Origin of the sequence: Streptomyces thermoviolaceus (genome assembly GCF_045209695.1) — a bacterium.
Lineage (GTDB): Bacteria > Actinomycetota > Actinomycetes > Streptomycetales > Streptomycetaceae > Streptomyces > Streptomyces thermoviolaceus.
Genome location: NZ_CP109280.1, coordinates 78,317 through 98,962 on the forward strand (window position 1 = coordinate 78,317; position 20,646 = coordinate 98,962).

A 20,646-nucleotide genomic window follows, 5' to 3' on the forward strand; every position below is an offset into this window, starting at 1 on the left:
CCGACGTCCGGGTCCCCGTCGGCTGAGTCCGCGTCCGCCCGCCGTGGGACGTGTCCAGGTGTCGTGCGGCGGGCACCGTGCGGGCGGGAGCGGGTCCCGTGGGGTCCGGCCTGCGTGTGGGGGGCCTGCACCGGGAGGCAGAGGGTCCGGTGTCCGGTGGCCGGCCCGACGCGACGCGTCTCAACAGGTCAGGGCTACGGGCGGGTTGGAACGGGAGAGCTGCGGTGCGCTCCAGCGCAGCGGACTGGCGTGGGCGATCTCCACCACGGAGGTGACGGTGAACTCCACGACCCGCTGCGCACCGGGAAGGATCGCGGCGGCCGCGGGGTCCCAGTCGGTGCGTGCCGTTCCCGTCAGCTGCACGGTGGTGCCGGTGTCCCAGTCCAGGAAGAGCAGGCCGGCTCGCGCGTCGACCTCCAGGTTCCCCAGGGTGTTGAACATGGCGTTGCCGGTGTAGTCCGGCCAGCGCAGCCGGGTGGGTGACAGCACCTGGACGAAGCCGGGGTTGCCGCCGCGGTGCGAGGCGTCGGCATGGCCGTCCCGGTCCGTGGTCGCGATGAAGAAGGTGTCGGCGCCGGCGACGAGGGACTGAAGGTGGGCCGGCAGCTGCGCCCAGGTCTCCTCGGGCGCGGGGGTGGCAGGTCGCCAGCACGGCTGCCGCTGCTGCATGTGTTTCGGGCAGTTGGCGTACACCTGGTCGAGGGTGATCCGCGCACCGTCGCCGTCGGGCACGCTGCGGCCGTTCAGGCGCATCCGTCTGCGGGTCGCGAAGTCGACGGCGACCGTTCCGACCGGTGCGGGTGTGCCCAGCCGGGCCCGCAGCGGGTCCCCGGGGGCGGGAAGCCCCGAGACGGCGAGCACCGTGTCGCTCTCCGCCCGCAGGAACCCGGGTCTCCCGGAGACCGGGGAGGCCCACATCCTGCCCTGTGCGTCCGCGGCGCCCAGCACGAGCATCATCTGCCCGGCGAGGAAGTCCCGGGCCACGGCGGGGATCGCCGAGCGCACGATCCGGGAGACGGACTCGCCCTGGCGGTGCAGGCCCGCGCGAAGCTGGACGGTGCGCTCGCCCTCGTGGTAGACGTCGACCGCCATCGCGGCTCCTTCCCTCCGGCAGGTGTCCGGGGTTCGTCAGGTGTGTCGGGTGTGTCAGAAGAAGCCGCAGGTGGGTGCGGCGCCGTAGGGGGCGGCGGCGGTGTCGGCGCCGTCCGGTGCGTAGATCTCCAGGCGGATGCCGTCCGGGTCGGTGAAGAAGATCCCTCCGGAGGCCGTGTTCTCGCCGTGCGGGACGACGCCGCCGTGCAGGATCTCGGCGCCGAGATCGCGCAGGACCGCCTCGGCCGCCCGTACCTCGTCCAAGGAGGCCGCCTGGAAGGACAGGTGGTGCAGGCCGGCCGAGGTGGCGGCGAAGGACGTGTGACTTCGCTGCCACAAGGTCAGCACGAGCCGCCCGTCACGTTCCAGGAACGCCCAGCGCCGCCCCTGGTCCTCCCCCTCGGTCTGCACGCGGAGTCCGAAGACACGTGTATAGAAGGGCACCGAACGGTCCAGGTCGGTGACGTTCAACCCGATGTGCCCGGTCTGCAGGATGCCGTCGGCGGTTGTGGTCATGGTCCACCTCCACGCAGTACCTTTTCTAACCACTGAAACGACCGTAGGCGGTGAGCACCACACAGTCAACCGGCAAAAGCACGATTGGGGGGTAGAATGGCGGTGTCGCTGGACTCAGGAGAGAGCTGGAGGAGACGCAGTGCCGACGTCGTCGCCGCAGGTGTGCGCGGACCCTCGTCCGCTGACCGGGGAGCCGCTGTGCCTGGACCTGCTCAACACCCGATGGGTCGGCGGCGCGGGCGAGAAGGATCTCCTGGACTCCGTCGACGGGCTGGCCGTCTGGCTGCGGTCGGCGGGACTGGCCGACCGGGCCACGGCCGACGAGGTGACGCTCGCCGCTCTGCGGGAGACCCGCGACGCGCTTCTCGCCGTGGTGGACGACGGTTCCGGCACGGCGCGCGACGCCCTCAACCGTGTCCTCTCTCATGGTGTGCTGCGTCAGAGCCTCGGGCCGGAAGGACCACTGACCTGCCCGGAGGTCGACGACGCGGCCTGGCTGCCCGCGTGGCTCGCCGCGAGCGACTATCTCCGGCTCGTCGCCGCCGATCCCCGCCGGATCAAGCGATGCGCCGCACATCCGCAGTGCATTCTGCACTTCCACGACACCAGCAAGAACAACACCCGCCGCTGGTGCTCCATGGCCGCGTGCGGCAATCGGGCCAAGGCCGCACGTCACTACGCCCGCAGCAAGAGCAGCGGCGGCGGGTCGCCGGCCTGAGGGCGCCCTCGGCGACGGGCGGGCACGCGAATTCCCCTTGCCGTCACGGCGGGTCTTGTCGGATCAGGACGTGACGGTGTCCTGCGACGTGGTGGTGTCCTGGGCGAGCCGGGTGAGCCATTCGGCCAGCAGGGCGCGCTCGGCCGCGGTGAAGGACTCCGGCGGGTCGGAGCGCAGCAGGGCCGCGAGAGTGGTGGCGGCCCGAGGGACGGTCACGGACTCGGCCGGAGTCCGGTGGGCGGGTCCGGGAGTGAGGACGCCCGCCAGGACGATCTCTCGCACCTGTCGCGACAGTCCGATGTCGCGCTGCTCGTCGGGGCGGGCGAGCAGCGCGAGGGCGACGCCGGTGTTGGCGGACATCACGATCTCGACGGCCCGGCCGGGTTCGACGGCCAGCCGTCCGGCCTGGGCCACCCGTTCCAGGACGCCGCGCAGCAGCGTACGCATCTCGCCGATGGCCCGGGGCGCCACGGTCGGGCCGGGCGCGGTCATCAGGTGGTAGAGGTTGGGGTGTTCGAGGGCGAACTGGGTGTGCTGGTCCCAGCCGCGACGGAGGTCGGCCACAGGGTCCGCGCTCTCCTCGGCGGCGCGCTTGGCGCCGAGGTACTGCTCGAAGCCGTGGTCGACGACCGCGGCCAGCAGGCGGTCCTTGTCACCGAAGAGGCGGTAGATGACCGGCTGCTGCACGCCGGCCTTCTCCGCGACGCTGCGCGTGGCCACCTGACCGGTGGGAGAGGCCTCGAGCAGCTCGGCCGCCGCTTCGATGATCTTCGACCTGTTGTCCATGGTGTCAACGCTATCAAGCGAGGTGAACGGCCTGTCGGGTTCGCGAAGTCGGCATCCTGGGCGGACGCCGACGCGGGGAACGGGCCCGGAAGGGCCCGCTCCCCTCAGCCGATGGGAAGCGCCGCGACGCAGGTACCGGGCGGGGTCACTTCCGGACGGTGAGCAGGTCGGCCAACCCCACCCGGGTGAGCAGGGTGCGGCGGACGCGGTCGGAGACCTGGGACACCTCTTCCGAGCCGTCGTTCGACGGGTCGATGTGCACGCGGTAGGGACGCTCGCCGTGGGGCAGTGCGACGATCCGGGCGATCTCCTCGGCGACCATCGAGACGTCGGCGTCCTCCGGCTCCAGCTCGGCCAGCTTCTCCGCGACCTGCTCGACCAGCCCCGGGTAGTGGGTCTCGTACTCGGTCTCCACCGCGGTGTCGGCGGGGCGGCCGGAGTTGACGAAGTGGTTGGTGCCGGAGGTGAAGGCACCGGGCACGACGATGGAGGTCTCCACGCCCCAGCGGGCCAGCTCACCGGCGTAGCTGACGGCCAGTGAGTCCATGCCGGCCTTGGCCGCGAAGTACGGGGCGAGGTACGGCGGGGTACCGCCCTTGACGCTGGAGCTGGACACCCACACCACGAGCCCTCGTCCCCGGCGCCGCATCCCCGGCAGCGCGGCCCGGTTGACGCGCTGGGTGCTGAGGACGTTGACGTCGTACAGCTCGGCCAGCTGCTCGGGAGTGAAGGCCTCGGCGGGGCCGGTGACCATGTGGCCGGCGTTGTGGATCAGGACGTCGATGCGTCCGTGCTCCCCCTCGACCCGTGAGACGGCCGCGTCGACGGAGGCCTGGGAGGTCACGTCGAGTTCGACGGGGCGCAGGTCCACCCCGTGGTCCTTCGCGTAGTCCAGGGCCTGCTGCACCCGCGGGGCGTTGCGGCCCTCGGTGTGCCGCATGCCGGCCCAGACCGTGTGGCCCGCGTCCGCGAGGGCGCGTGCCGTCAGGGCGCCGAAGCCGCTGGAGGCCCCGGTGATGAGGACGACGGTGCCTGTGCTGGTCATGACGTACTCCTTGCGGTGAGCGACGTGAACGAGGTGTGAGGAGGCGACCCGGCCCGCAGGAGGACGCCCGGTGAGGCAGGGACCGTATGACGGATCGTCGGGGTTGCGGAGCGGCGGACGGCGGATGGCAGCGCCGGTGCACCTGTCATGCGGCGCCGCCGTTGGCGAAGAGCGTCTGACCGTTGATCCAGCGCCCGGGACCGGCCAGGAGGGAGACGACCTCGGCGACGTCCTGCGGGGTGCCGAGGCGCTCCAGCGGGGTCATCTTGGTGAACCGCTCGATCGTCGCCTCGTCCTTGCCCTCGAAGAACAGGGCGGTGGCCACCGGGCCGGGTGCGACCGCGTTGACGGTGATGTCACGGCCGCGCAGCTCCCTGGCCAGCACCAGGTTGATCGCTTCGACGGCGGCCTTGGACGCGGCGTACGGCGCGTAGCCGGGGCTGGAAAGGCGGGTCTGCGAGGTGGAGAAGTTGATGAGCGCGCCGCCGCTGCGCAGCCGGCGTGCGGCCTGCTGGGCCACGACGAAGGCGCCGCGGATGTTGGTGCGGTGCATGCGGTCCAGATCGTCGAGGTTCAGCTCGGCGACCGGCGACAGGATCATGATCCCGGCGGCGTGCACCACGACGTCGACTCCGCCGAAGGCGGCCTCGACCGCCTCGAAGGCCGCGGTCATGTCTCCCTCGTCCGCCACGTCGCCGCCCACGGTGACGGCCCGGCCTCCGGCCGCGTTGATCTTCGCGGCCAGCTCCTCGGCGGCGGCCTTGTTCCCTGCGTAGTGGACGGCGACGGCGAGGCCGTCGGAGGCCAGCCGCTCGACGACGGTCCGGCCGATACCTCCGCTGCCACCGGTGACCAGGGCGACACGGGGGGTGGTGTTCTCGACAGTCATGGGGAAGCTCCTGAAAGGCACGAGGCAGATCATCGATATCCGCCGTTGTGTAATCGACGATAACACCGCGACGAAGCGATGACAACACAGTCGCGTTATCAATGAATCGCGCAGTCGTTCCTGCCGCTGCTCCTGGCCCCGATGCCTCCGCCCGGGGAGCGCGGAGACGGAACCGGCCGAGCAGCGGCAGCACGGTGATCGCGGCAGGAGGGCGGGTTTGAGCAGCACGGAGCCGGTACGGGGCCGGGAGCGGAGCGCGCCCCGTCCGTTCCCGCGGGAACGGGAAGTGACCGACGTGCCGCTGGACTGGACCGGCATGCCTGTGTCAGGTTCGACGCCGCGCAGGGGTGACGTGAGACATCGGGGGTGGGGGCATGCTGGTGACCGACTTCAGCACGGACGTCGTGGCGGCACCGGAGAGGTTCGCCCTGTTCGAGGAGGTGGCAGCGCAGTCGCACATGCGCAACCGGCTGCGCAGCGACGACCAGGGCGACTTCCGGTCCCGGATGCGCATCGTCGATCTGGGCGAGGTCCAGGTGTCCGCGCTGTCCTATCCGCATCTGCAGATCGCGCGGACGACGAAGCTGATCCGGCAGTCCGATCCGGACGTGTATCAGATCAACTACTTCGCCGGCGGGGAGGGGACCATCTCACTGGCCGGGCACGACACGGCCCTGCACGCCGGTGACCTGGTGGTGATGGACAGCAGCCGGCCGTATCTGGGCGACGTCCGTGCCGTTCCGGACAGACCGTCGCATCTGACGGTGCAGATTCCTCGCGGCCTGCTGTCGCTGCCGGACAGAACGGTGCGCGATCTGCTCGCCGTTCCCATCGACACGAGCCGTGGCATGGGTGCCGTGTTCGCCCGTTGGCTGACCGACATCGCCGCCCGCGCCGACCAGTTCACTCCCGCCGACGTCCCCACCCTGGCCTCGGTCACTCTGGATCTTCTGGCCTCCCTGCTCGGCCGGTGCCTGGACACGGAGGACACGCTGGACCCTCAGGCCCGCAGGCGCGCCCTGCGGATACGCGTCCTGGACCACATACGGCAGCGGCTGGCCGACCCCGGTCTCACCCCTGAGTCCGTCGCCGCCGCCCACCACATCTCCGTCCGGCATCTGTACACGCTCTTCGACGACCAGGGCGTCACCGTGGCGGCCTGGATACGGCAACGCCGTCTGGAGCGCTGCCGCCGCGACCTCGCCGACCCTCTCCAGTCCTCCCGTCCCGTCCGGGAGATCGCCGCCCGCTGGGGTTTCGCCGATCCGGCGCACTTCAGCCGGGCCTTCCGCACGGCCTACGGCACGTCTCCGAGGGAGTACCGCCAGCAGTGCCTGCACGCACACCGTGCGCAGAACGCGACAAGTGATGAGCAGGGATAGTCAAGAGCGGGCCGTGTCCGGGGCGGCATTCTGATCGGGCGCCGCATCGCACCGGGCTCATCGGCCCGGGTGTGGGCGTGCGACAGCGGTGCGCCACCATCACCACCGGCAGCCCACGAACGGAGGATCGATGTCCGCCCCACGTCGTCTGGTCACCGTCCTGGCGGCCACCGCCGCCTGTGCGGCCATGGTCGCCGGCCCCGCCCACGCGGCGACCTCCGTCGCCGGGGCCGAGCGCGCTCCGGCCGGTTCGTCGTGCAGGTCCATCGTGTCCCAGCCCATGGCCTTCAAGTCAGGCACTCCCGTGCACGAGTACCTGGCGGGCAGCTCCGATGTGATGTTCTACCTCGACGCCGGCTCGTACCTGGTGAACGAGGCCTGCGTCAGCGCGGCCGGCAATCTGTGGTGGCACCTGGTGAACAGCGGCTACGTCTACGACGCCTACCGGATCGACTGACCGGCGGGCTTCGGTGTCCGCACATGCGGACCGGTCCGAGGGGGGAGGGGTCCGGTGCCGGCCGGCAGCAGTCGGCCGGCACCGGGCCGTCGGCACATGTCCGCAGGCGGGGCTCGGCTTGCGACCCGGTGCGGGGGTGCGGGTCGATGCCGTGGCCCAGGACGGCGTCAGGCGGGGTTCCGCCTCGGCCGTCCGTAGGCGGTGCTCATGGCCTGGAACACCTTCTTCGGTTCCCAGGTGGTCTCGTCGAGCATGCGGACGACACCGTAGGAGGCGAGGTCGCGGTCACCGGGTTTGTCGTAGTCGGCGAACGAGAACCACAGCGCGGTGTCCACACCTTCCTCTTCGAAGATGCCGAGGAGTTCCTCGAAGTAGCGGACCTGCTCGTCCTCGTCCGGGACCGCCCCGTGCGGTGGCTGCCAGGCCAGGCCGCCCAGGTCGCCCGCGCCGCGGTAGGCGCAGGTGCCGTACTCGGTGACGGCGACGGGTTTGCCGTGGCCGCGGCCCTCGCGCAGGAGTTCACGGAAGGTGGCGGCGTTCTGCGCGCTGCGGTAGGCGTCGATGCCGACCAGGTCGAACGGGGTCCAGTCGACGGGCTCCCAGGAGCCGGAGGCGTAGGTGACCGGCCCGGCGAAGCGGGCGCGAACCGTCGTCGCCGCCTCGTCGAGGAAGCTGTTGAGGCGTTCGGGGACCGGCCCGAGGGACGTCCACCATGCGAGGTCGGCGGTGGCCATGGCGTGGAGGCGGTCGCGGTGGGTGGCGCCGGGGAGGAAACCGTCGGCGAAGGCGCTGAGTTCGCAGCCGGCGACGAACACCACCGGGGCACCGTCCCGCCGGAGGGCCTCGGCGCGCTGCGCGCAGTCGGCGAAGAACGGCAGGACGTCCTCGGGGGGAAGATCGACGGGGAAGGGGGAGAACCACACCTCGAGTCCGGCGTCGGCGGCATGCCGGGCCGCGATGCCCAGCCGGTCGGCGTCGCCGCCGGAGACACGCACGGCGTCGCAGTGCAGCTCGTCGGCGATCACGGTCATCTCGTGCCGGACCTGCTCGGAGCTGAAGGTCTTCCGGGTGAGCAGACGACCCGGGAAGGTTCCGGTGTCGTAGGTGATGCCGCGTGCGCGCACGGTCATCGCCCTTCCAGATGGCTGATGCCGCGTTCCAGCAGGTCGAAGGCCAGCTCGACGTCCCGGGCCAGGGCACGGCCGGCGTCCTGGGCACCGGCACCGGACAGCAGGTGCCCGAAGTAGCTCTCCTGCAGAGTGGTCAGACATGCGGCGATCTGAGCGGCCGTCAACGCGGCCGCCCTCGGGCCGTACTCGTCGGTCAGGACCTGCGCCAGAGCCTGACGCTGCCGGTAGAGCAGGCTGTTGGCGGCGTCGCGCAGGACCGGGCTGTCCTGGATCACCCGCACCCGGGCGAGCAGTGCGTCGAGGTCCGTGTCCGGTCCCTGCTCGGCGGCGAACGCGCGGTAGTGGGCGCGGAGCGCCTCCAGCGGTGTCCTGCCGGCCGGGCGCCGGGCGACGATCCCGGCCAGGTCGTCGCCGCCCACGCCGTCCAGGGCGAGTGCTTCCTTGGTCGGGAAGTAGCTGAAGAGGGTCGCCTTGGCCACGTCGGCGGCCTCGGCGATCTCGTTCACGGTCACGGCGTCGAACCCGCGCTCGGCGAACATGCGCGCCGCCACCTCGGCGATCCGCTGTCTGGTCTGTTGCTTCTTGCGCTCACGCAGCCCTGTCATGCGGACACAATAACCATACTCGGTTCATGAATGAACTCGGTATGGTTTTCCGCCGGCTGGGGACACGCCCCCGGCGCGCGAAGCGACGAGGGTCAGCGCCGGCCGGCAGGCGCCGGCAGGAGCCGGTAGGTGCCCTCGTGGGTGAGGACGCGGCCGGCGGTGGGCGGTGCGAAGTGGGTGCCCAGGAGGAGGGTGTCGGTGTCGGCGAGCGACCGGAGCAGTTCCCGGCGGGTGGCTTCGGACCGCTCGGGGTCGATGTCGACGCAGGCGCCGATGCCGGGGTGGGCGAGCTGGACGGGGTGATGGATGCAGTCGCCGGTGATCAGCGCTCTCCTGCCCCGGCTGCTCAGTTCGACGGCGAGGTGACCGGGGGTGTGTCCCGGGGTGGGGACCAGACGCACGCCGGGAACGACCTCCAGGCCGTCGCCGGGGACGTCGACGAGGTCCAGCAGCCCCGCCTCCTCGACGGGCAACACCGAGTCGCGGAACATCTGCTCGCGCGCCTCGTCCATGGCGTGTCCGGCCCAGAACTCCCGCTCGGCGCGGGCGGTGAGGTAGCGGGCGGCGGGGAAGGTGGGGACCCAGGCGCCCTCCAACCGGCGGGTGTTCCAGCCGACATGATCGGTGTGCAGGTGGGTGAGGATCACCAGGTCGACCGAGTCCGGGGAAAATCCGGCGGCGGTCAGGCGCCGGAGGTAGTCGGTGTCGAGGTCGTGCCAGGCGGGGGCGGCGCGCTTCTTTCCGTTGCCGATGCCGGTGTCCACCAGGATGCGCCGCCCGGCGACGGTGAGCGCGAAGCTCTGGCTGGCGAGGCGGAGGACGCCCCGGTCGTCGGCGAAATCGGGGCGCAGCCAGTCCTGCCCCGCGACGACGTCCGGGGTCGCGCCGGGCAGCAGCCACGCTCCGGTGGCAGGCGGCAGCAGGATCTCGTCGACGCGGTGGACGGTGATGTCTCCCACGGTCCAGGAGGGGACGACGGACGGGTCGGGAGCCGGTCGAGCGGTCATGGCGGTGGTGTCCTCACAGGCACTAAAAGCAATTGGTTTGCGTTAGGACACCGTAGGCTCTACAGTCCACTAACGCAAACATTGAGCTTTTGCGGCTGGATCGCTCCCTTGCAGCGTCCGAGAAGGGAACTGCTGAACCTCATGTCCTCACCCGACCTCACCCCGCCGGAGGCGGCCCGCTGGGCCGACCGCGCCGGGCTGCCGCTGCCGCCCGACCGCCATGACGCGGTCGCGGCCGCCGCTCGTCACATCCACCGCGTCGTCGCGGTCCTGCGCGAGCTGGACGTCGCGGACGTCCCGCCGGCCTCCGTCTACCGCGCGGAACAGGAGGCGCCCGGTGCAGCCGTATGAACTGACCCTGGTGCAGGCCGCCGAAGCGCTGCGGGCCCGGCGGCTGTCCCCCGTCGAGCTGCTGGACTCCGTCCTGCAGCGCATGGAACAGGTGGAGCCGCACCTGCAGGCCTACGCCACCGTCACCGCCGACCGCGCCCGCCGGGCGGCACGTGCGGCCGAGAAGGAGATCGCGGCCGGCCGTCACCGCGGTCCGCTGCACGGCATACCGATGGGGCTGAAGGACCTGATCGACGTCGCCGGCCTGCCGACATCGGCCGGTTCCCGGGTCAGGGCCGGACACCGCGCGCGGACCGACAGCACGGTCGCCGCACGGCTGGCGGCGGCCGGAGCCGTACTGATCGGCAAGACCCACACCCACGAGTTCGCCTACGGCCTGATCACCCCGCAGACCCGCAACGCCCACCGGGGCGACCGGGTGGCCGGCGGCTCCAGCGGCGGATCCGCCGTCGCCGTCGCCGCGGGCACGGCGACCTTCGCCCTGGGCACCGACACGGGCGGCTCGATCCGGGTGCCCGCCGCGCTCAACGGCGTCGTCGGTCTCAAGCCCACCTACGGCCTGGTCTCCCGGCACGGCGTCACCCCTCTGTCGTGGTCGCTGGACCACGTCGGTCCGCTCACCCGCACCGTGGAGGACGCCGCCCTGGTGCTGACCGCCCTGGCGGGGCACGACCCGCGCGATCCGGCCTGCCTGCCCGGGCCCGCCGAGAACTACCGGCCCGGGGAGGACACCGACCTGACCGGCCTGCGGGTGGGGGTGCCGCGCTCGTACTTCTTCGACCGCGTCGACGGCGAGGTCGAAGCCGCCGTCCGTGCCGCCCTCGGCCGGCTGGAGGACCTCGGTGCCCGTCTCGTCGAGATCGAGATCCCTCTGTCCCGCTACATCCAGGCCACCCACTGGGGCCTGATGGTGCCCGAGGCCACCGCCTGCCACGAGGACACCCTGCGCACCGTCCCCGGCCTCTACCGGTCCGACGTCCGCGTCCTGCTGGAGGCCGGTGCGCTGATGTCCGCCGCCGACCATCTGCGGGCCCAGCGCTCACGCGCCCTCATGCGCCGGGAGTGGACACGTGTCCTGGACGAGGTCGACCTGGTGGCCGCCCCCACCGTCCCGGTGACCGCGGTGAAGGCCGGCCAGGAGACGATCACCTGGGCCGACGGCACCGTCGAAGGAGTCGCCGAGGCCTATGTGCGCCTGTGCTGCCCCGCCAACATCACCGGGTTCCCCTCCCTGTCCGTCCCCGTCGGCCACGACGAGGCCGGGCTCCCCATCGGCATGCAGCTTCTCGCCCGGCCCCTCGGCGAGAGGGTGCTGCTGCGGGCCGGCCACGCCTACCAGCAGACGCAGCCGGCACCGGCAGGGGCGCTCGCGCCGGTCGTTGGAGACCGCAGTACGGCCGGGTCGTGCGGCACCTGAGGCGGTCACACCGTCACCAGCAGACGCACAGACGTGGCTTTTAAGATGAGCCCCATGAGCAGGCAGATGGTGCGTCCCGGCGGGCGCAGCGCCCGGGTCCAGGCGGCCGTGCACGCCGCCGTGCGGGACCTGTCCGCGGAGGTCGGCCGTGACGCCCTGACGGTCCCGCTGGTCGCCCAGCGTGCGGGGGTGACACCGTCGACGATCTACCGCCGGTGGGGGGATCTGCGGGAGCTGCTGTCGGACGTCGCCGTCGAGCGCCTGCGCCCCGAAGGGACCCCGGAGGACCACGGGTCTCTCCGGCGTGACCTGACCGCCTGGGCCGAGCAGTTCCTCGACGAGATGGGCTCCCCCACCGGCCGCTCCTACATCCGGGACGCCCTGCTCGGCGACCCCGACGGTGGCAACGCGGGCCGCTGCTCCGCGTACGCCGCCGACCAGATCCGCGTCATCGTCACCCGTGCGGCCGACCGCGGGGAGGAGGCCCCGGACGTCGAGACGGTCATGGACGCCGTCGTCGCCCCGCTGATGTATCGCATCCTGTTCCGCCCCGACGGACTGGACAGCGCCTTCGCGCGCCGCCTCGTCGCACGGCTTCTCGGCACCGACGAGGTGTGAACGGGCGTCCGTCGCCCGGTGGGTGTGCACCGGGCGGCAGGTGTCGTCACGCGGTCGGCCCGCCCGATGTCACGCGGTCGTCGGTTCCACCTCGTGCCGGACCCACACGTTCGGCTCGACGTAGACCGCCCGGTCGTGTGCGGTGTCGCAGTGCACCGGGACGAGGGCGCCCGGCACCTCGACGGGACCGTCCTCGGTGAAGGGCAGGCCGGTCCACTCCCGCCACTGGGCCAGCGATCCGCCGACCGTCATCGACGCCGGCGCGATCCTCACGATGCTGCCGCCCGCCTTGACGTGGACCCGGAGCCACGGGTCGGCCGGCAGGCCGTCGTCGCGCCGGCGGCCGACGTAGTCGGGCAGGGCGACGCGCGGTTCGCGATGTTTGGCGTTGGGACGCACCGGAGCCATCAGGACGTCGTGTCCCTGCCGGGCGACGGCGTCCTTCATCGCGGCCAGCATGCGGTAGGACAGTCCGCGACCGAGGTACTCCGTGTCGATGGTGATCTCCAGTGCGCCGGCCGCGGTCGTCGGGCATCCGCGGCGCCGATCGCGGAACGCCCACACCAGCACCTGGTCCCAGCCCGTGTCCGGCGTCGGAACACGCCCGTCGCCGTGGGCGTCGAACGGCACGCTCAGGCCGCGGGCCACCACACGCTCACCGTCCGTCGCGACCACACAGTGGTCCGGGAACTCCCCGGGCACCTGGTGCAGCAGCGCCGCCCCGACCTGGTCGTGCGCGATGAACTCCGGCCAGGTGTGCGTGATGTCGTAGATCCGGGGCACCAGCGACGGGCGCTCGGCCAGCGAGGTGATCACTATGTCGTCCACAACGGTCATGCGAGGACGATGACACGCGCACACCCTTGGCGGCCAGGGAGTTTCGCGCACACCCTTGCCGGCCAGGGAGCTTCGTGTGCGAGGCGCGCCGCGTCACACGTGGTCGCCGCGGTCCCGGACTGCGTCGGGTGCCTGGATCGCCACGGGTCCGACCTCGAAGCCGTCGACGTTCTCCAGGTGGGCGGCGTGGTGCCGGGCGCCGCCGGCGCGGGGGGTGCCGGGGACTCCTCGACCACCACACAGGTCGGTCCGAGGCGCCGGCTGCGGCCGTGGTCCCAGCGCTGGACGAGGGTGTGGCCCAGTGTTTCCGGCAGCCGGCCGATCGAGGCCACGGCGCGGTCGAGGTCGGGCACCCACAGTTCGAGATGGTCCAGGGTGCCGTGGGCCGGCAGGGTCATGCGGTTCTCTCAGCGGCGTCTGCGGACGGCGAACTCGTTGCCGTCCGGATCGGCGAGCACCCCATGCGGTTCCTCCGGGAGCTGTCCGATGCCGATGTGGCGGGCGCCCAGCTCGAGCGCCCTGGCCACCGTCTGCCGCCGGTCCTCCCAGGACGTGCTCGTCGGATCGACGTGTGCCCGGTTCCGGCCGGTCTTCGGCTCCTGGCTCGGCGGGAAGCGGAGACGGAACCCGGCGGCGTCCGGGGGGACGGATCGCGATGCCGTCGTCCGGGTCGTCGGCGGGCAGCCGGCCCAGGACGCCGGACCAGAACCGCGCCCCATCCTCGGGCCGGGTGGCGGTGGAACAGATGGCGTACATCTGACCGGTCGTACCCGTGTGGTCCCTCCCCCGGCGCAACGCGCCCCGCCCGATCGGTGCGTGCGGTGTACGTCGTGCCTCCGGCACGACAGGTGGTGCGGCGGGGGAGCCGGTCCGGCAGGCCGGGCGTCCCGGCGCGGAAGCGGTGCGCTACCGGTGTGGGACCGGCTTCCCGGTGTTCCCTTCCGGCCGGGCCGGTCCGCCGCGGCACACGAGACGCCCTCAGGGGCGTGGGTGCACCCGGCGGTCGTCGCAGGCCAGGCGGCGTTCCGAGGGGCACGGGAGGCCCACGGGACGCGACATCAGTCGGGGCGACTCCGCATTGTCCCAGGCTGGCTTGCAGGAAAGTTGAGCTGCGTCGTATAAGAAATCCCGGTCGAATCGTCTTTCTCCTGAGGAAGGTGATCGATGGGCGAGGGCTGGACGTTCGCCGGCGAGGCGTCAGGCAGCAGCGACCTGGTGACATTGCTCGAAGGGTCGTCGTTCTGCCTGTCCGAGCGGGGCGGGGATCTCGTGGCGGGCACCCCTCAGGGGCTCTTCCACCGGGACACCCGCATCCTGTCCGCCTGGCACCTGCGCCTGGACGACGCGGAGGTCGATCCCCTCACCGTCATCGCGCAGGAGCCCTACGAGGCACTGTTCCTCGGCCGGGCCCGGCCCCGCCCGGGACGCAGCGAGGCCACCGTGCTGGTGGAGCGTCACCGGTTCGTCGGGGCCGGCATGCGGGAGGACCTGGTGCTGCGCAATCTCGGCAACGAGGCCGCCGCCTGTCATCTGACGCTGCGTGTCGAGGCCGACTTCGCCGACCTGTTCGAGGTGAAGGAGGGCCGGGTCGAGTCGCGCGGCCAGTACGGTGTCGATTACGGCGACGGCGTGCTGGCGATGACCCGTCACCATCACGGGCAGAGCCGCGGGGTGCGCATCGTGGCCAAGGACGCCGTGTGCTCCCCCGGGCAGCTCACCTTCCGTCCGGTGGTGCCGCCGCGCGGCACCTGGCGGGCGTCCGTGCTGGTCACGCCCGTCGTCGACGGTGTGGAGACGCCGACCTCGTTCCCGCTGGAGCGTCCGCTGGAGCAGGCCGCGCCGTCCGTGCGGACCAGTGCCTGGCGTCAGTCCGGTCCCCGTGTCCACACCCGCGACGAGTCGCTGTCGAACACCCTGCGCCGCAGCTGCCAGGACCTCGGGGCGCTGCGGATCTTCGACCCGGAGCGCCCGGACACCCCCGTGGTGGCGGCCGGAGCCCCCTGGTTCATGGCGTTGTTCGGCCGTGACTCCGTTCTCACCGCGCTGATGGCACTGCCGCTGGATCCCCAGCTGGCCCTCGGCACGGCACGTGTCCTCGCCCGTCATCAGGGCACCGCCACCGACCCGGTCACCGAGGAGGAACCCGGGAAGATCCCGCACGAGCTGCGGTTCGGGGTGGAGGCGTCCCTCGCGCTCGGCGGCACGGTGTACTACGGCACCGTCGACGCCACCCCGCTGTTCGTGATGCTGCTCGGCGAGCTGTTCCGGTGGGGCGTCGACGCGGACGCGGTACGGGAGTTGCTGGCGCACGCGGACCGGGCGCTGGCCTGGATCGAGAAGTACGGCGACCGCGACGGCGACGGGTTCGTGGAGTACCGCAGGTCCACCGACCGGGGCCTGGCCAACCAGGGCTGGAAGGACTCCTGGGACGGCGTCAACGGCGCCGACGGCAGGATCGCCGAACCGCCGGTCGCCCTGTGCGAGGTACAGGGGTATGTGCACGCCGCCTACCGTGCGCGGGCCCTGCTCGCCGAGCACCTGGAGCACGACACCGCGGGTGCGGCCCGCTGGCGGGAGCGGGCGCGGCAGCTCAGGGAACGTTTCGACGCCGCGTTCTGGCTGCCCGACCGCGGCTGGTACGCCGAGGCGCTGGACGGTGCCAAACGTCCAATCGACGCGCTCGCGTCCAACATGGGGCACTGTCTGTGGACCGGCATCGTCGATTCGGGGCGCGCGCGGACCGTGGCCGAGAGGCTGCTGTCGCCGGAGATGTTCAGCGGCTGGGGTGTGCGCACCATCGCCACCACGATGGCCGCCTACAACCCGATGAGCTACCACAACGGCTCGGTGTGGCCGCACGACAGCGGCATCGTCGCCGCCGGGCTGATGCGCTACGGCTTCACCGCGCACGCCCGCCGGATCGCCGAGGCCGTGCTGGACGCTGCGGCGGCCTTCGGCGGGCGGCTGCCGGAGCTGCTGTGCGGCTTCGACCGGGCCGAGTACGCCCGCCCGGTGCCCTACCCCGCGGCGTGCTCGCCGCAGGCCTGGGCCTCGGCGACCCCGCTGCATCTGCTGCGGGTGCTGCTGGGTGCCGAGGTGTGCCTGCCCCACGGGGTGCTGCGGGTGCGCCCGAATCTGCCCGACGCCTTCCTGCCCCTGCGCATCACGGACGTCCCGCTCGGTGTGGCCCGCGCGAACCTCACCGTGCGCCGCGGCGGCCGGGTGGAGATCGACGGCCTGCCGTCCGGGCTGCGGCCGACCGACGAGGCCTGCCCGTGCACGGCCGTCGACCCACCGCCCGCCGCCTGACGGCCCTCGCCCGAAGACCTTCTGTCGCTGTCGCATCCGTGTGCCGGCGCCGACCGGCCGTGTGCGACCCCGCGCCGCGGCCGACGCCGTCCGCGGCCCGCCTACTCACCATCCACTCGCCCCTGCTCGCGGACAGGCCACGGCACGCCGTGGCGCGGCGGAACCGTGCCCTGCCCGCGGTCGGCGGGCGCGCGTCCGCCGACTCGTGGCGCTCCGGCGGCTCCGACGACGCCCCGGAGCGACCCGGCCGGCGGGCCGAGGACGAAAGGAGTCTTTCCGTGAGCAACCGGCCGCTTCGTATCGCCATGGTCGCGCCGCCGTGGTTCGAGCTTCCGCCGCGCGGCTACGGAGGCATCGAGGCGATGTGTGCCGACCTCACCGGCGCCCTGGTCGACCGCGGCCACGACGTCACCCTGATCGCCGCCGGCCGCAACGGCACCCGGGCGCACCGGATGCTGCGCACCTACGACCTGCCGCAGGGTTCGCGGCTGGGTGAACCGCTGCCGGAGGTGCTGCACGCCGCGGCCACCGCCCGGCTGCTGGAGGACCTCGACGTGGACGTCGTGCACGACCACACGCTCGCCGGTCCGCTGCTGGCCCGCGGTCACCGGGTGCCCACGGTCGTCACCACCCACGGGCCGCTGGACGGCGAGCCCGGCGACTACTACCGGCACCTGGGCGACAGCGTGCACCTGGTGGCGATCTCGCAGTCGCAGCGGTCCCAGGCACCCGACCTGAACTGGGCGGGCACCGTGCACAACGCGCTGCGCGCCTCCGACTTCCCCTACCGCCGCGACAAGGAGGACTGGGTCTTCTTCCTGGGCCGCTGCACCCCCGACAAGGGCATGCACCTGGCGATCGACGCGGCCGTCGCCGCCGGCCGGACGATCAAGCTGGCCGCCAAGTGCAACGAGCCGGCCGAGCGCGCCTACTTCGAGGCCGAGATCGAACCGCGGCTGGGCCCGGGCGTGGAATGGCTGGGTGAGGTCACCGGTGACCGCAAGAAGCGCCTGCTGGCGCGGGCGCGCTGCCTGGTGTTCCCGCTGCAGTGGGAGGAACCGTTCGGCATGGTGATGATCGAGGCCATGGTGTGCGGCACTCCTGTGGTGACGCTGCGCCGGGGCTCGGTGCCGGAGGTCGTGGTGGACGGGGTGACCGGCCTGGTCCGCGAGGACGCCGCCGACCTGCCCGACGCGATCGAACAGGTGTCTGCCATCGATCCGCGGGCCTGTCGGGACCATGTGATCGACCACTTCCAGCCGGAGACCATGGCGGCCGGCTACGAGGCCGTGTACCGCAAGGTGCTCGAGGCCCGCACCCCGGCTGCGACGGCCCCGCTCAGCTCTCCGCCGGCCCAGCGGGACATGCGTCCGGTGGCCTGACCGGACAACCCGGTGGTGCGCCGGGCGGCGCCGGAGCGCCGCCGGTGTACCACCGGGGTGCCGGGCGGCGCGGTGTGCGTGCGGTGCGTGTGGTCGTGCGGGCCCGTGCGGGCCCGGACCGCCGCGCGCCGTGCCGGGCGCGGAGACCGGCCGGCCGGGGTGCGGTCCCGGACCGGCCGGTGCACGGGGTGTCCCGTGAATCCGCCCGCACCGGCAGCGGGCAGCCCGGGGCTCCCGGGCCCCGCGGGGTCTCGGGCCGCTGTGGCGGCCGGGCCGCTTTCGCGGTAGACCGGTCTGCAGCGCCGTCTCCCTCCCCCGGCGCTCCCGGCGGCGGAAGGCCGACGATCGTGGACCACTCCCCTGTCCCGGCTGTCCCGGCTCGGGTGCGGGTCTCCAGCCGCACCGGCCGCTGGATCCTGGTGACCACGGTCCTCGGTTCGAGCATGGCGCTGCTGGACTCCACCGTCGTCAATGTCGCCCTGCCGCGCATCGGCCGGGACCTGCACGCCGACCTCGCCGTGCTGCAGTGGACGGTCAACGCCTATCTCGTCACCCTGGCCGGGCTGATCCTGCTCGGCGGCTCGCTGGGCGACCGCTACGGCCGGCGGAGGATCTTCGTGCTCGGGGTCTGCTGGTTCGCCGCGGCCTCCGCCCTGTGCGGGCTGGCCCCGAACGCGACCGTGCTGGTGGTCGCCCGCGCCCTGCAGGGGATCGGCGGCGCCCTGCTCACCCCCGGCTCCCTGGCCCTGATCCAGGCGTCCTTCCATCCCGACGACCGGGGCCGGGCCGTGGGTCTGTGGTCCGGGTTCGGGGGCATCGGCGCGGCGATCGGACCGTTCCTCGGCGGCTGGCTGGTGGACGGTCCGGGCTGGCGCTGGGTGTTCCTGATCAACGTTCCGGCGGCGCTGGTGTGTGCGCCGGTCGCGCTGCGGCACGTGCCGGAGTCCTCCGGTGAGCGCGGGCACGGCCGGTTCGACGTGCTCGGCGCCGCCCTCGGCGCGGCGGCCCTCGCCCTGGTGACCTACGCCCTGATCCAGGCCCACAGCGGTGCCGTGGTCGTCGCGTCCACCGCGGCCGCCGGAGTCGTCGCCGCCGTCGCCTTCGTCCTGGTCGAGGGCCGCGTGTCCGACCCGATGATGCCGCTGGAGGTCTTCTCCTCCCGGCAGTTCAGCGCGGTCAACGCGGTCACACTGGGCGTCTACGCGGCGTTCGGCGGTTTCTTCTTCCTGGTCGCCCTCCAGCTGCAGGTGGTCTCCGGCTACTCGCCGCTGCGCGCGGGCATCGCCCTGCTGCCCACGACGGTGCTCATGCTGCTGTTCTCGGCCCGCTCCGGCGCGCTGTCCGACCGGATCGGGCCGCGTCTGCCGCTGACCGTCGGTCCGGTGCTGTGCGCGGCGGCGATGCTGCTGATGCTGCGGGTCGGCCCGCACGCGCACTATCTCACCGAGGTGCTGCCGGCTGTGGTGGTCATGGGTGCCGGCATGGTCACCCTGGTGGCTCCGCTGACCGCCTCGGTCCTCGCCTCGGTGGACAGCTCCCGCGCGGGTCTGGCCAGCGGCATCAACAACGCGGCGGCCCGCGCCGCCGGTCTGCTCGCGGTGGCGGCACTGCCGCTGGTGTCCGGGATGGGCCCGCAGTCCTACCGTTCGGCCGAGGCCTTCGACGCGGCGTTCCGGCGGGCCATGCCGGTCTGCGCGGCGCTGCTGGTGGCGGCCGCGGGCCTCGCCTTCGCCACGGTCCGCCGCCCGACCCCCGGCTGCCGGCGGCCGCAGTGCCGCACCCACGGCTTCGTGACGGCGCCGCCGCTCGAGGACGGCCGCGACGGCCCGGCGCCCCGCGCACGGTGACCGACCTGCCGGAGGCTTGTCGCCGCCGCGACGGCGGCAGCGGCAGGACGCAGGAAGGTCCGGCCTGGCCTCGCCCACCGGAGCGGACCGCGGTCTCATGGGACATGGGGGCGGACGCGGTCGCCCGGACGGACGGGGACGCGGTGGCACAGCGAGGCGGGACACGGTCACATGGCCGGGCGAACACGGTCGCACGGTGGGACAGGGAGGTGCCGCGCATGGGTACGACGATTCCGTCGGTGATGCGGGCCTGGGTGGTCTCCGCGCAGCGCCCGGGCACGGTCGAGCCCGCCGAGCTGCCGGTTCCGGTCCCCTCGGGCGACGAGCTGCTGGTGCGGGTGACGGCGTGCGGGGTGTGCCGTACCGATCTGCATGTGCGGGACGGCGACCTGCCCGCGCACCGGGAGCGGGTGGTGCCGGGACACGAGGTGGTCGGCGAGGTCGTCGCGGCGGGCCCGGACGCCGTCGGGTGGGAGCCCGGTACCCGGGTCGGAGTCGCCTGGCTGCGCCATACCTGCGGGACGTGCACGTACTGCGTGCACGGGCAGGAGAACCTGTGCCCGTCGTCCCGTTACACCGGCTGGGACGCCGACGGCGGCTACGCCGAGTACACCACCGTCCCCGCCCCCTACGCCTACCGGCTGCCGCCCGGGCGCCCCGCGGAGGAGTCGGCCCCGCTGCTGTGCGCGGGGATCATCGGCTACCGGGCGCTGCGGCGCGCCGAGCTGCCCGCCGGCGGTCGCCTGGGGATCTACGGCTTCGGCGCCTCCGCCCATCTCACCGCGCAGATCGCTCTCGCCCAGGGCGCCACCGTACATGTGTTCACCCGGTCCCCGGCCGCGCAGGAGCTGGCGCTGCGCCTGGGTGCCGCCTCGGCGGCCGGCGCCACGGACCCTCCGCCGCGCCCGCTGGACGCCGCGATCCTGTTCGCCCCGGCCGGTGAGCTGGTCCCCGTGGCCCTGGAGGCACTGGACAGCGGCGGTACGCTCAGCATCGCCGGGATCCACCTCAGCGACATCCCGGCCCTGGACTACCAGCGGCATCTGTTCCGCGAGCGGACGGTGCGCAGCGTCACAGCCAACACCCGCGCGGACGGACGGGACCTGCTCGCCCTGGCGGCCGAGCGGCCGCTGCGCGTCGAGGCCGCTCTCTACGACTTCGAGCAGGCGCCCCGGGCCCTGGACGACCTGGCCGCGGACCGCGTCACCGGGGTGGCGGTCCTGCGGGTCGCGTCACCGCCGCGGTCCTGACCGGCTCG

At 72.8% G+C, this 20,646-nt stretch carries 20 protein-coding genes; 10 read left to right on the top strand and 10 right to left on the bottom strand.

Annotated elements, in window-relative coordinates; genetic code table 11:
- Positions 1 to 180: 180 nt before the first annotated feature.
- Positions 181 to 1,092, bottom strand: a complete 912-nt coding sequence (locus OG899_RS00390) for a pyridoxamine 5'-phosphate oxidase family protein (protein WP_168132148.1) — start codon at positions 1,090 to 1,092, stop codon at positions 181 to 183.
- 54 nt (positions 1,093 to 1,146) lie between these two features.
- Complete coding sequence (locus OG899_RS00395; protein WP_125497250.1) at positions 1,147 to 1,608, bottom strand: VOC family protein; 462 nt, start codon at positions 1,606 to 1,608, stop codon at positions 1,147 to 1,149.
- Positions 1,609 to 1,747: 139 nt separating this feature from the next.
- Between OG899_RS00395 and OG899_RS00400 the strand changes: the two genes are divergently transcribed.
- Positions 1,748 to 2,326 (top strand): CGNR zinc finger domain-containing protein, encoded by a 579-nt coding sequence (locus OG899_RS00400; RefSeq protein ID WP_229814427.1) that lies wholly within the window; start codon positions 1,748 to 1,750, stop codon positions 2,324 to 2,326.
- Positions 2,327 to 2,389: 63 nt separating this feature from the next.
- On the opposite strand, the gene OG899_RS00405 is transcribed toward OG899_RS00400, so the two are convergent.
- The 3 genes from OG899_RS00405 to OG899_RS00415 form a co-directional block, all read right to left on the bottom strand.
- Entirely contained in the window at positions 2,390 to 3,112 is a 723-nt protein-coding gene (locus OG899_RS00405; RefSeq protein WP_125497252.1) for a TetR/AcrR family transcriptional regulator, read from the bottom strand.
- A gap of 145 nt (positions 3,113 to 3,257) precedes the next feature.
- Positions 3,258 to 4,157 carry an SDR family oxidoreductase gene (locus OG899_RS00410; protein WP_168132146.1) on the bottom strand — a complete coding sequence of 300 codons (900 nt, stop codon included), beginning with the start codon at positions 4,155 to 4,157 and terminating at the stop codon, positions 3,258 to 3,260.
- Positions 4,158 to 4,302: 145 nt separating this feature from the next.
- Positions 4,303 to 5,046 (bottom strand): SDR family oxidoreductase, encoded by a 744-nt coding sequence (locus tag OG899_RS00415; protein WP_125497254.1) that lies wholly within the window; start codon positions 5,044 to 5,046, stop codon positions 4,303 to 4,305.
- Positions 5,047 to 5,420: 374 nt separating this feature from the next.
- Between OG899_RS00415 and OG899_RS00420 the strand changes: the two genes are divergently transcribed.
- Together OG899_RS00420 and OG899_RS00425 are read left to right on the top strand one after the other, a co-directional pair.
- Positions 5,421 to 6,428, top strand: a complete 1,008-nt coding sequence (locus tag OG899_RS00420) for a helix-turn-helix domain-containing protein (protein WP_168132145.1) — start codon at positions 5,421 to 5,423, stop codon at positions 6,426 to 6,428.
- Between the two features lie 130 nt (positions 6,429 to 6,558).
- Positions 6,559 to 6,885, top strand: a complete 327-nt coding sequence (locus OG899_RS00425; protein WP_125497256.1) for a hypothetical protein — start codon at positions 6,559 to 6,561, stop codon at positions 6,883 to 6,885.
- A gap of 167 nt (positions 6,886 to 7,052) precedes the next feature.
- Here OG899_RS00425 and OG899_RS00430 read toward each other — a convergent pair whose 3' ends face one another.
- The 3 genes from OG899_RS00430 to OG899_RS00440 form a co-directional block, all read right to left on the bottom strand.
- Positions 7,053 to 8,009, bottom strand: coding sequence for a hypothetical protein (locus tag OG899_RS00430; protein ID WP_125497285.1), 957 nt, complete (start codon positions 8,007 to 8,009; stop codon positions 7,053 to 7,055).
- Positions 8,010 to 8,011: 2 nt separating this feature from the next.
- Positions 8,012 to 8,620, bottom strand: coding sequence for a TetR/AcrR family transcriptional regulator (locus tag OG899_RS00435; protein WP_125497257.1), 609 nt, complete (start codon positions 8,618 to 8,620; stop codon positions 8,012 to 8,014).
- A 92-nt stretch (positions 8,621 to 8,712) separates the two neighbouring features.
- Positions 8,713 to 9,627 (bottom strand): MBL fold metallo-hydrolase, encoded by a 915-nt coding sequence (locus OG899_RS00440; RefSeq protein ID WP_168132144.1) that lies wholly within the window; start codon positions 9,625 to 9,627, stop codon positions 8,713 to 8,715.
- Between the two features lie 141 nt (positions 9,628 to 9,768).
- Between OG899_RS00440 and OG899_RS00445 the strand changes: the two genes are divergently transcribed.
- The 3 genes from OG899_RS00445 to OG899_RS00455 are packed head-to-tail and all read left to right on the top strand — an operon-like array spanning position 9,769 to position 12,013.
- On the top strand, positions 9,769 to 9,978 hold the full coding sequence (locus OG899_RS00445; RefSeq protein ID WP_125497259.1) for a hypothetical protein: 210 nt from the start codon (positions 9,769 to 9,771) through the stop codon (positions 9,976 to 9,978).
- Positions 9,965 to 11,395, top strand: a complete 1,431-nt coding sequence (locus OG899_RS00450; protein ID WP_125497260.1) for an amidase — start codon at positions 9,965 to 9,967, stop codon at positions 11,393 to 11,395. The genes OG899_RS00445 and OG899_RS00450 overlap by 14 nt, the downstream gene beginning before the upstream one ends.
- A 54-nt stretch (positions 11,396 to 11,449) precedes the next feature.
- Positions 11,450 to 12,013 (top strand): TetR/AcrR family transcriptional regulator, encoded by a 564-nt coding sequence (locus OG899_RS00455; protein WP_125497261.1) that lies wholly within the window; start codon positions 11,450 to 11,452, stop codon positions 12,011 to 12,013.
- Positions 12,014 to 12,082: 69 nt separating this feature from the next.
- On the opposite strand, the gene OG899_RS00460 is transcribed toward OG899_RS00455, so the two are convergent.
- Positions 12,083 to 12,850 carry an N-acetyltransferase gene (locus OG899_RS00460; RefSeq protein WP_125497262.1) on the bottom strand — a complete coding sequence of 256 codons (768 nt, stop codon included), beginning with the start codon at positions 12,848 to 12,850 and terminating at the stop codon, positions 12,083 to 12,085.
- Between the two features lie 407 nt (positions 12,851 to 13,257).
- On the bottom strand, positions 13,258 to 13,569 hold the full coding sequence (locus tag OG899_RS00465) for a VOC family protein (RefSeq protein WP_373296091.1): 312 nt from the start codon (positions 13,567 to 13,569) through the stop codon (positions 13,258 to 13,260).
- 445 nt (positions 13,570 to 14,014) lie between these two features.
- Here OG899_RS00465 and OG899_RS00470 point away from each other — a divergent pair, with 445 nt between their 5' ends.
- The 4 genes from OG899_RS00470 (at position 14,015) to OG899_RS00485 (ending at position 20,638) form a co-directional block, all read left to right on the top strand.
- Positions 14,015 to 16,159, top strand: coding sequence for an amylo-alpha-1,6-glucosidase (locus OG899_RS00470; RefSeq protein ID WP_168132143.1), 2,145 nt, complete (start codon positions 14,015 to 14,017; stop codon positions 16,157 to 16,159).
- A 278-nt stretch (positions 16,160 to 16,437) separates the two neighbouring features.
- Positions 16,438 to 17,541, top strand: a complete 1,104-nt coding sequence (locus OG899_RS00475) for a glycosyltransferase family 4 protein (RefSeq protein WP_206345788.1) — start codon at positions 16,438 to 16,440, stop codon at positions 17,539 to 17,541.
- Between the two features lie 347 nt (positions 17,542 to 17,888).
- Positions 17,889 to 19,388, top strand: a complete 1,500-nt coding sequence (locus OG899_RS00480; protein WP_373296092.1) for an MFS transporter — start codon at positions 17,889 to 17,891, stop codon at positions 19,386 to 19,388.
- Between the two features lie 242 nt (positions 19,389 to 19,630).
- On the top strand, positions 19,631 to 20,638 hold the full coding sequence (locus OG899_RS00485) for a zinc-dependent alcohol dehydrogenase family protein (RefSeq protein ID WP_189343412.1): 1,008 nt from the start codon (positions 19,631 to 19,633) through the stop codon (positions 20,636 to 20,638).
- Positions 20,639 to 20,646: the final 8 nt, after the last annotated feature.